Origin of the sequence: Mycobacterium asiaticum, assembly GCF_001668675.1 — a bacterium.
In the GTDB taxonomy this organism is placed as follows: domain Bacteria; phylum Actinomycetota; class Actinomycetes; order Mycobacteriales; family Mycobacteriaceae; genus Mycobacterium; species Mycobacterium asiaticum_D.
Genome location: NZ_LZKQ01000139.1, coordinates 1 through 10,065, shown reverse-complemented (window position 1 = coordinate 10,065; position 10,065 = coordinate 1). Strand labels below are relative to the sequence as shown.

At 65.6% G+C, this 10,065-nt stretch carries 9 protein-coding genes; 3 read left to right on the top strand and 6 right to left on the bottom strand.

Annotated elements, in window-relative coordinates; translation table 11 throughout:
• Positions 1-127: 127 nt before the first annotated feature.
• Positions 128-994, bottom strand: a complete 867-nt coding sequence (locus A9X01_RS11960; RefSeq protein ID WP_065120985.1) for a hypothetical protein — start codon at positions 992-994, stop codon at positions 128-130.
• A gap of 80 nt (positions 995-1,074) precedes the next feature.
• Here A9X01_RS11960 and A9X01_RS11955 point away from each other — a divergent pair, with 80 nt between their 5' ends.
• Positions 1,075-3,309: a molybdopterin-containing oxidoreductase family protein gene (locus A9X01_RS11955; RefSeq protein WP_081282337.1), complete on the top strand. Its 2,235-nt coding sequence runs from the start codon at positions 1,075-1,077 to the stop codon at positions 3,307-3,309.
• Here A9X01_RS11955 and A9X01_RS11950 read toward each other — a convergent pair.
• Genes A9X01_RS11950 through A9X01_RS11930 form a run of 5 tightly spaced genes read right to left on the bottom strand, consistent with a single transcriptional unit; the run spans position 3,228 to position 8,822 of the window.
• Positions 3,228-3,737 carry a cupin domain-containing protein gene (locus A9X01_RS11950; RefSeq protein WP_253849098.1) on the bottom strand — a complete coding sequence of 170 codons (510 nt, stop codon included), beginning with the start codon at positions 3,735-3,737 and terminating at the stop codon, positions 3,228-3,230. The two genes, A9X01_RS11955 and A9X01_RS11950, sit on opposite strands and share 82 nt — an antisense overlap.
• A 52-nt stretch (positions 3,738-3,789) precedes the next feature.
• The gene (atzF, locus tag A9X01_RS11945; RefSeq protein ID WP_065120984.1) at positions 3,790-5,421 is read right to left on the bottom strand and encodes an allophanate hydrolase; all 1,632 of its coding nucleotides are present in this window, start codon (positions 5,419-5,421) and stop codon (positions 3,790-3,792) included.
• Between the two features lie 16 nt (positions 5,422-5,437).
• Positions 5,438-7,438 (bottom strand): 5-oxoprolinase/urea amidolyase family protein, encoded by a 2,001-nt coding sequence (locus tag A9X01_RS11940; RefSeq protein ID WP_065120983.1) that lies wholly within the window; start codon positions 7,436-7,438, stop codon positions 5,438-5,440.
• Positions 7,435-8,058: an urea amidolyase associated protein UAAP2 gene (locus A9X01_RS11935; RefSeq protein ID WP_065120982.1), complete on the bottom strand. Its 624-nt coding sequence runs from the start codon at positions 8,056-8,058 to the stop codon at positions 7,435-7,437. Before A9X01_RS11935 ends, A9X01_RS11940 begins: the two co-directional genes overlap by 4 nt.
• Positions 8,055-8,822: a DUF1989 domain-containing protein gene (locus A9X01_RS11930; protein WP_065120981.1), complete on the bottom strand. Its 768-nt coding sequence runs from the start codon at positions 8,820-8,822 to the stop codon at positions 8,055-8,057. The genes A9X01_RS11935 and A9X01_RS11930 overlap by 4 nt, the downstream gene beginning before the upstream one ends.
• Before the next feature lie 161 nt (positions 8,823-8,983).
• On the opposite strand from A9X01_RS11930, the gene A9X01_RS11925 reads away from it, so the two are divergent.
• Complete coding sequence (locus tag A9X01_RS11925; RefSeq protein WP_065120986.1) at positions 8,984-9,658, top strand: TetR/AcrR family transcriptional regulator; 675 nt, start codon at positions 8,984-8,986, stop codon at positions 9,656-9,658.
• Between the two features lie 327 nt (positions 9,659-9,985).
• Positions 9,986-10,065 (top strand): PPE domain-containing protein (locus A9X01_RS29840; protein WP_155772044.1); only part of this gene is annotated, 80 nt, incomplete at its 3' end.

Here is a 10,065-nt window from a genome sequence, read left to right as displayed (position 1 = left end):
CAACCCCCACCGGATGTCCCACCCTGCCAAGGCCCCCTCGGCGAACGCGCCGACTGGTGGTGGTACGACCCCTACGAACCCAAACCACCAACAAACAACTAACCGGTTGCCGGCGGCCCGCCGACTCTCAGGCCACCACGTCGAACACGGCGGCCGCGGACGTGATCGCCTTGTCGGCATTTCCCTCGTCGTGCAGGAGCATCCGCACGCCGACCCGCCCGGACCCGCCGACGTGCGCGGTGCCCTCAGCCCGGAACGGACCCACCTTGCCGCGCGACATGAACATCACATGCCAACTCATCACCTGCACCCGCGCCGTCCCCGCTGCCGACGCGGCTAGGTCGGTCGCGGCAGTCTCGAGGACCACATGTTGCGGGCCGATGTGCAATGCCGCATCGGGCGAAGCGAATTCGGCGCTGAGCGCGGGCAGCACCCAGTGCCCGTCGGCTCGCTTGGCGGCACCGAAAGCCTCCCACAGCGGCGGCAGGTCGGGTGAATCCTCGATCACCAGCTCGGTGCCGGACACATCCATCCGGTCCAGCCCCTCGGGCGGGATGCCGATGATCGCGCCCTGACCCTCGTTGAACGCGATCACCCGGTCCGGGTTGTCCGCATCCACGATCTTGCAACGCCCGTAACCCATGGTGCGGCCCTGATGCACGATGCCCGAATCGACGATCTCGACCCGGCTGACGTCATACCCCGGGTCGATGATCTGCACCGAGGCGATCACCGGATTCGGCACCGCCACCATATCGGTCTGGCACCCCTCTGGCGACGAAATAGCAAGCGGCGCAACCATTATCCCGCCCACCTCGGTACGCATGTCGCGGCGGATGGTGACGGTGTTGTCCACCTCCCCGAGGTCCATCGACGAGTGTTTGCGGCCGATGTAGCGGTAACTGAGCAGTCCGGTCCAGCGCCGGTACAGCTCATCCCGATACGCCTCGGTGTCCCCGGCCAGCTCCCGGATGTCACGCAGTTGGTCACCCATCTGTCGGACTCTACGCCGCTGAGCTGCCACGATCCTCGGCAGACCTATACAAAAATGGGCGCAAATGTCACGCTGGGACGATGGCCGAACAGGTGGACCCTCGGACGGTCTTCACCTTCTGCCGCTATTGCCTGGCCTCGTGCGGCATCGAGGTCCATGTCGCGGACAACCGGGTGCAAAAGATCTCGGCGGACAAGCAGAACCCGCACAGCTGGCAGGACTTCTGCGCCAAGGGCCGCAACGCCGCCCAGCTCGTCGAGCATCCCCACCGCATCCGCACTCCCCTGCGGCGAGTCGGGGACCGGTACGTGCCGGCGTCCTGGGAGGAGGCGATCTCCGACATCGCCGCCCGGGTGACGGCGCTGGTCGACGCGGACGGCCCGGACGCCATCGGCGCCTACTACGGCAACCCGGCGGGTTACAGCTCATCGAACCTGATCTTCCTGAACGGCTGGCTGGACGCCGTCGGCACCCAGAACCGCTACGCGGTGGGCTCGGTCGACCAGAATGCGCTGCACGTGGTGGCCGAGGCGATGTACGGGTCGGCGATCATGGTGCCCGTTTCCGACATCGACAACTGCGACTATTTCCTGCTGGTCGGCACCAATCCCGCGGTGAGTGCCTGGAATTGGGTGGAAAGCGCACCCGGCGGCTGGAAGCGGGCACTGGCACGACAACGCGACGGCGCCACCATCGTCGTCGTCGACCCGCTGCGCACCGAATCCGCCGACAAGGCCGACGTCCATCTCGCGGTGCGCCCCGGCCAGGACTGGGCGCTGCTGCTCGCCATGGTCAAGATCATCCTCGACGAGCGGCTCGAGCATCCCGCCGATTGCGCGCAATTGACCTCTGGGATGCCGGGCCTGCAGGCACTGGTGGCCGAGGCCGAACTCGACGACCTGGCCCGCCGCTGCGACATCCCACGCAGCCAGATCGAAGCCATAGCAAGGAGTTTCGCGACCGCCAGGTCGGCGATGGCCGTGACCCGCACCGGTGTCTCACTGCATGTGTCCGGCACCGTGGGCGAATGGCTCGGCCACGTGCTCAACGTGATCACCGGACGCATGGACCGTCCCGGTGGCCGGCGCTTCGAGCCCGGCTACATCGATGCGTTGAAACTGGCCGCCGCCGCCAAACCCTCTGCCCACCGCAGCCGGCTGACCGGCCGGCCGATGGTGGCCGGCGCGCACGCGCTGAGCGAATTACCCGCCGAGATCACCACGCCGGGCCCCGGGCAAATCCGGGCCCTGGTCATCAACTGCGGCAACCCGGTGGTCTCCGGCCCGAACGGGGCTGCCCTGGATCGCGCGCTGGGACAGCTTGACCTGCTGGTGGCCATCGACTTCGTCCAGCGCGAAAGTCACCGCCACGCCCACTGGTTGCTGCCGGCGGTGCATTGGCTGGAGCGTGACGACCTGCTAGCCCTGACCAGCAATCTGCACGACGAACCCTACGTGCAGTACGGCGTGCGCGCGGTCGATCCGCCGCCGGACGCACGCGAGGAATGGCGCATCTTCGTCGACCTGGCCCTGGCCATGAACGTCCCGCTGTTCGGCGTCAAGGGCGTCAACGCGTCCGTGAAGGGCAGTCGGCGGCTCGCCGCGATGACGGGCCGGCCCGGGCTCGAGTTCTCCCCGCACTGGATCAACCGCATGATCGTCGCCATGTCCCGAAAGGTCAACGGCCACAAGCTGAAATGGCGCGACCTGCTGGCCCACCCGCATGGCATGGTGCTCGGTCCGCGAGAGTACGGGCATTTCGTCAAAGCCCTGCGCACCGACGACAAACGCGTGCACATCGCTCCCGACGAGTTGGTCGCGCGGGCCCGGGAGCTGCTGGAGGAGCCACCCCCGCAAGCGCCGGAGGCCTATCCGTTTCAGATCGGGAACCGCCGACACCGCCATTCGATGAACTCGTTCCTCAACGACCTGCCCGGGCTGCACCCCGGCGGCAAGGGCAGCACGTTGCTCATCCACCCCGCCGACGCGGCCGTCCTGGGGATCGGGGATGGCGACCTGGTGCGGGTGTCCTCCGCCGTCGGCGCTGTCGAGGTGCCCGCGTCGCTGAGCGAGCGACCCCGGCGCGGGCTGGTCGTGCTCGACCACGGCTGGGGTTCAAGGGTTTTCGACCCGCAGGGCAGTGCGGCGCCGCAGTCCTTCGGCGTCAACCGGAATCTGCTGATCGACGGCGACCCCGTGGATCCGCTGTCCCAGACACCGGCGCTGAGTTCGGGCTACGTCGCGGTCGCGCTGTGTGCGACACCGAAGCAGATGACGCTGAGCCGGCAACCCGCCGGGCCGGTTCGCCAGGCATGATCCACGCCGGTGACCACCGCGGTGTCGCCGGCCTCCAGCGGGTGCGGGCCGTCGTCGAGGATCAGCTCCACCGAGCCGGACACCACCAGATCGAAATCGACCGTATCGGTGTGGTGCATCGAAAATTCCACTCCCGGGCCGTAATCGATCATCTTCCAGTTGACCGCGCCCGGCGGCACGCCTAGGTCGAGGGTGTCGGCGGCGCGGCCGCCGGTTGAAATCCCCGGCGACGGCGTGTCATACAGCTCCGAGAACGAGATCCCCTCGTAACCGGGAAAGCCGGCCAAGGTGACCGGGCCGTCCTGCGTGGCGCAGGACCGTCCCGCGGCGTCTACACCGGTGATCAGCAGCCGTCCACCCGCGGCGGGCGGGGGCGGCTGGGTCCCGTCGGGCAGGGATACGAAGTTGCGCGCCTGGTCCTCGGACATGCCGAGAACTCTAGCCACACCGAGGGTCGTCGCAACCGCGTCGTCGCCGACGCTACTTCACGGCGCCTGCATCCACAGCCGCGGTCCAGCTGCCATAACAGCTGATGTCGGTGCCCGAAGCGGCGGCCGTCGCGTCGCAACCGAAGCCGGTGCACCAGGAGCCATCGCTGAGCTCCACCTTGCCGAGTTGCATCGGTGCCGGCAGCGCCGACAGGAACCCGCCCAGTGCGGCCGGGGAAAGTAACCAACGATGCCCGCGCAGCGCGACGCCACGGGCGTCGTCGGGCACTCGGGTCACAGCCGGCTTGGGCATGCTCCCGTCCAGTGCGGCCATCCGATAGCGCGCGGAAGTACTTACCTCACCGGCGAATCGCGCTCCGAGATCGGTGAGCTGATAAGCCAGCGGGCCCCCGCGCAGATGGGCGCCGAATACGATCAGCTCTCTGCTCTCGGCGGCCGCCAGTGGCCAAACCGCCTCGCGCAACTCGTCATTCGTCAGCATTGCACCGACATCGAGTGCCACAGCGTCATCGAACGCCCGGGCCAGCACCGTCACCCCGAACTGTGCTTCGCCGGCTACACCGGCGGGTACTGCGACAGCGCACATGTCGAACAGATTGCAGAAGTTGGTGTAGGTCCCGAGTTGGGAGTTCACGCCCACCGGATCCGTCGCCACCTGTTGTAGCGACGGATGCATCGGCGCGGTCGGCACCAGCAGGGCGTCCACGCCGTCCAGCGACGACATCGCGGTATGGCGCAACCGCTGCACTCTGGCGCGGTCGCGGACCAGGCGATGGGCCGGGATGTTACGCGCGGCGGTGATGATCCTTCGCACTACCGGATCGAACGACGCGTTGGGGTTGCCGTCAATGAATTCGCCTACAGCGGCATACCTTTCGCTCACGAGTGCGCCCTCGTAGAGATATTTGGCGGCCGCGAGGAACGGGTCCAGGTCTACGGTGACGATTCGTGCCCCGGCATCGGTCAACTCCCGCACAGCGGTGTGAAATGCCGTCTGCCATTGCCGGTCCAGTTCCGGAAGCTCGCGCGGTACGGCGACGACCGGGTTCGGCGGTGCGGCAAGGCGGACATCCGCTGGCCAACGCCGGCTTCCGGCCGCACCGGCCGCCATTACCGCCATCGCCTGGTTGGCCAGACTCAAGTCGCGGGCGAAAATCGATACGCAGTCATATGATTCGCAGGCGGGCACGACGCCGTCGGTGCTGATGACACCGATGGTGGGTTTGATCGCCGCCAAGCCCTGGAATGCCGCGGGTATCCGCCCTGAGCCGGCCGTGTCGGTGCCCACTGCGATGTCCGCCTGGCCTGATGCCACGGCAACCGCCGAACCCGAACTCGATCCACCACTGATGAATTCGGGCCGTCGACTGTCTCGAACCGCGCCGTATGGTGAACGAGTTCCCACCAGACCTGTGGCGAACTGGTCGAGATTGGTCTTGCCGACCACCACCGCACCGGCCGCCCGCAATGCTGCAACCGCGGGTGCATCGTCGTCCGGTCGGTATGCGAACTCTGGGCAACCGGCCGTGGTCGGCAAGCCGGCGACATCCACATTGTCTTTGACCGCCAGACGCATGCCGGACAACGGCCCCGAATGCGACCGACTCCGGGTCAGTTCTGCTTCAACTTCGCCGTTGGGGGGCTGGGAGATCCATACACTCACCTGTGTTCTATTCCCCTCATGATGCTTGAGTGAATTCCCCTGCTAAATGCCAGGCTTGGCGCTCAGCCGCGAAAGCGCCCGCCTGCTGCCGACGGAACTCGGCAATCGAGTCAGCGTTTTCGTCCAGGAACCGCTGGTAGTCGGCCAGTGAGAATTCCCCGTCAGTGATCTCGACCTGACCACGCCCCGCTGCCATGTCGGCGCGTAGGGACAGTAGTTCCTCCGCAGAGACGGGGTAGAAGCTGATCTGATCGAAATACCTCAGTAGCCAGGGGGTTCCGGGTTCGAAGCCGCTGCCCATGCTGGCCTCGTTGGTATTCCAGACCTGAGTGGTGCGGCCGACGAACTGGTAGCCTCCGGGTCCTTCGAGTCCGTAGATGCAGAGGTAGGCGCCGCCGATGCCGACCGCGTTGGCCGGTGTCCAGGTGCGCGCCGGGTTGTACTTAGTGGTCACCAAGCGGTGCCGGGGATCCAGCGGCGTGGCGACCGGTGCACCGAGATAAACGTCCCCGAGACCAAGCACCAGGTATTTCGCGTCAAAGACGATGTCATACACCTGGGAGACGTCTTCCAAACCGTTTATCCGCCGGATGAATTCGATGTTCCACGGGCACCACGGCGCATCAGCGCGTACGCCGTGCATGTATCGGTGAATCGCTTCGCGGGTGGCCGGGTCATCCCAGGAGAGCGGCAACCGCACCGAGCGGCTGGAGACAACGAGCTCACGCCAAGGCGGCAACGAGCTGTCGATGTCGGCCAGCCGTTCGGTCAGCTCTGGGCACGAGATCTCGGCGGGATCGAACTGCACCTGGAGCGACCGCACGCCGGGCGTCAATTCCAGCACGCCGGGCACGCGTTCTGCCCGGATGTGTTCGTACAGCACCTGCACCCGGCCCCGCATCGCCAGGTCGAGCACCATGGGGCCGTACTCCACCAGGACACCCCCGTCGCCGGCACGGCGCAGCGTGACTGCGGTGCCGTCGCCGCTCGTATAGCGCTGTAGCACGCCGTCATCGCCATCCCCGGATGTCGAGATCACGGGCAGCGATGCCCGCCGATTCAAGTCAAGCTTGCGCAAGGACGGCGCCCGTTCGGCGCGCACGGGCACGAACCGAACGGTATCGCCGGGTGCCATTTGCCCCAGCTTCCATCGGTCCCCCGTCACGACGGTCACCGGGCAAACGAACCCGCCCAGGCTGGGTCCGTCCGGTCCCAGCAGGATCGGCGTGTCACCAGTGAAATCGAGCGCGCCTACGCAGTAGGGCGTGTCGTGGATGTTGGACGGGTGCAGGCCCGCTTCACCGCCATCAGTGCGTGCCCAATGCGGTTTCGGCCCGAGCAGTCGCACGCCGGTGCGATCAGAGTTGAAGTGCACCGTGTAACTGGTATCGAGCAGCGTCTGGATATCGGCGCGAGTGAAAAATTCCGGTGCACCGTGCGGACCTTCCGTCACCGCGAGTTGCCAACGGTGGCCAATGCTGGGCTGGCTCTCATGCGGGGCGCGCATCACCGCCGGCTGGTGACCATTCGCTGGTAAAGACGGGCCGACGGCTGTCAATTGATCCTGTGCACGCAGCGGTCTCCCCTGGTGCCCGCCGAAGGCGCCCAGCATGAATGTCGCTGCGCTGCCCAGGCATTCCGGCTCGTGCAACCCGCCTTCGATGAGAAGGTAGCAGCGCATGCCCGGGCCGCTGAGCATGCCGATGTCCAGCAGGCCGTTCGCGGGCACCAGCACCGACTGCCATTGAGGAACCGGGTCACCGTTCACCGTGACCGGCACCGCCGCGCCCGTGACGCACACGCGTACCGGTGCAGAGAAACGAAGGGTCGGGCCGGCTTTGGTGCATTCCAAGCCCGCGGCGCCTTCCGGATTGCCGAGGACTTGGTTACCGATCCGGAATGACAGATCATCCATCGGTCCCGACGGCGGCACCCCGACATGCCAATACCCGGTCCGCCCGGGCCAGTCCTGCACCGTAGTCAACATGCCGGGTTGGAGGACCTCGACGGCAATCATGGACGGGTTATCACCATGCGGACTGGTGTTGGGTTGAAGCCGTTGCAGGGATTGTTGATCTGCGGGCAATTCGACACCAGCACCAGGGTGTCGATCACGGCGCGCAGAGTGAGGCTCTTGCCCGGGGCCGACAAGCCGTCCACGATTCCGAGCGTGCCGTCGGCTTCCACCGGAACGTTCATGAACCAGTTGATATTCGACACGAGGTCACGCTTGCCTAAACCCCACTTGGCGCCCTCGGCGAGGAAGTTCTCGACGCACGCATGCTGGTGTGCGGTGTGGTGGCCGTAGCGCAGGGTGTTGGATTCCTGCGAACAGGCCCCACCAAGGGTGTCGTGATAGCCCACGTCGTCGGCGACGACTTCCATGAGGGCGGTTCCATCGGCGGTACGCAATACCGAGCCGGTGGTCAAAAAGATGTTGCGTTGCCCGACCACGGTTGCTTGTGCGCTGTACCGCTGTGTGTGGTCGTGGGCCGAATACAGCAAACAGTCCACCGCCTGGTTTCCCTGCAGGTCCACGATCTCCAGTTGCTCGCCCGCATGGACGACGGCCGACCAGGGCGAGCGTGCGGGCACGATTTCGTCGGCCAGAATCCCTGATTGCACAACGTTTGTCATCGGTCAGCTCCCGCTCCGGCAGCCGCGATCCAGGCCGCCTCGGTATTGAACAACGCTCGCAGGTACTCGGGATCCTGGTTGACCGGTGCGGTCAGTTCGTCACCGGCTCGCCACGCCACCACATCGAGCTCAGCGGTCACCGGGTCCGGATCGAGCGGATGCGCGGCATTGACCAGCACCAGCGCCACCGGCAGATGCACAAGCAAGTCGACCGCAGTCGCAGGGCCTGCACTGCCGACGAATTCCAGTGCGCCACTGGTCGGATCGACGCGGACGCCGCGAAACAGCGACACCGACGGAGCAACATCACGTATGTCAAGACCGTGCTTGAGCGCGCCCAACAGCAATAGGTTGCGACCAGCGGCGGTCGGACCACACACCAAGTCGTGGCAGCCTGAAGAATCCGCGACCACCGTTGCCAGCACCCGCCCCTGATCGGATAACAGCGGATGGCCCGCTTTCAGGTAGGCCTGCCAGGGAACTTTCATGGTGTCTGCGACATTGAGCCGCTCCCACGGCGCCTCGGCCCGATACATCAGCAGATGCGCACACGCTCCGCCGTGGGTGTCCATCAGACGAATTCGGGTACCTCGCGCCAAGACCTTGGTGGCGTACCCGTTCGGTGGAATCGACTCGGCCCAGGTGAGCAGCGATGGGTCAACGTCAGCGGGAGTGGCCGGCACCCGCATGGTCGCTTGCTGCGCCTGAGCGCGAGCATGGGACCGGGCACCGTCGGTGGAATCCGTGCGAACAGGCGTGTTCATCGCGATTGTCCCTTCCCAACGGTCGCTGGTCTGTGAAATTAGCTGCGTGCCAGGACCTTCGGATCCGGTCGGCACGATTATCGATTCAGGTGATTATTTCTATCACATGACAGGAATTCATGCCACGCGAGCCGTGTGCCGCGTGGATGCGAGAATTCGGCATGCGCACCGACCGGCGAGGACGTCCCAGACTGGTGCCATCGCGTCGACCGGGTAAATCCGCCAAGGACGAGATCCTGGATGCCGCTGCCGAATCGTTCACCACCATCGGGTATGCCGCTACCTCCACCCGGCGCATCGCTGACGCAGTGGGCATCAGGCAGGCATCGCTCTATCACCACTTCGCGACCAAAGACGACATCCTGGACACCCTGGTCACCGGCACCGTCGAGGATTCGCTGCAGCTCGCCGGCGAGTTGCTGACTGAAGCCGGACCAAGCGCGCTCCGCCTGCACACTCTGGTGGTCGCCGACGCTTCGCAGTTGATCGGCAGCCCCTGGAATGTCGGTGCGTTGTACCTGCTTCCGGAGATGCGGGCCGAGCGCTTCGACGCATTTCGGCTACGTCGTGACAATCTGCGAACCTGTTACCGCACCTTGTCGCGCGCGGTCATCGCTGAGTGCCGGGGCCCGTCCAAAAGCGAAGACCTACCGTTCCGCTTGGTCGAATCGGTGATCAACCAACGCTCGGACGACTGCGGTTGTCCACCAGACCATCCCTGGATTGTCGCCGAAGGAGCACTGCGAACCTTGGGCTTCCACGACGGTTTTGCGCAGATGCGAAAGCTGACCGCTGCCCGGTTGCGGCGACGGGGACAGTCCACAGCCGCGTGCTGATCGGTTGCCCCCCTGAGCGTTTCATCGCAGGTCGCGGCGCCGAGCGCTGGCTTCATCGCCACCGTTCCCAGTGAGTTGACAGGAACTGAGCAGGGCGATTTCAGTGCGAACGTTAATCATTTGTGGTCACGTGTTACCGGACGGTTAATAGCAACTAGTTGTTCCACGTGCCGGCAAAGCAGCGGCTGTCACGTGGTTATTCGGCACGGAAATGTGGCGCGATGCGGGCGCGCGGACCACAACACCGTGCCCGGCACTGTTCGTCGTACTTGTTGATAAAAGCAAACTTTGGTGCAGTGCCTGACCATGTCACGAAGGGGGCGCGGGGTGGACTATGCGGTTTTGCCGCCGGAGATCAATTCGGGCCGGATGTATGCCGGTGCCGGATCGGGACCCATGGTGGCCGC

What these genes read in the sequence shown, in the direction of transcription:
- A9X01_RS11960 (WP_065120985.1), bottom strand. Translation starts at nt 994, where the DNA reads ATGGGTGACCAACTGCGTGACATCCGGGAGCTGGCCGGGGACACCGAG.
- A9X01_RS11955 (WP_081282337.1), top strand. Translation starts at nt 1,075, where the DNA reads ATGGCCGAACAGGTGGACCCTCGGACGGTCTTCACCTTCTGCCGCTAT.
- A9X01_RS11950 (WP_253849098.1), bottom strand. Translation starts at nt 3,737, where the DNA reads ATGTCCGAGGACCAGGCGCGCAACTTCGTATCCCTGCCCGACGGGACC.
- A9X01_RS11940 (WP_065120983.1), bottom strand. Translation starts at nt 7,438, where the DNA reads ATGATTGCCGTCGAGGTCCTCCAACCCGGCATGTTGACTACGGTGCAG.
- A9X01_RS11935 (WP_065120982.1), bottom strand. Translation starts at nt 8,058, where the DNA reads ATGACAAACGTTGTGCAATCAGGGATTCTGGCCGACGAAATCGTGCCC.
- A9X01_RS11930 (WP_065120981.1), bottom strand. Translation starts at nt 8,822, where the DNA reads ATGAACACGCCTGTTCGCACGGATTCCACCGACGGTGCCCGGTCCCAT.
- A9X01_RS11925 (WP_065120986.1), top strand. Translation starts at nt 8,984, where the DNA reads ATGCGCACCGACCGGCGAGGACGTCCCAGACTGGTGCCATCGCGTCGA.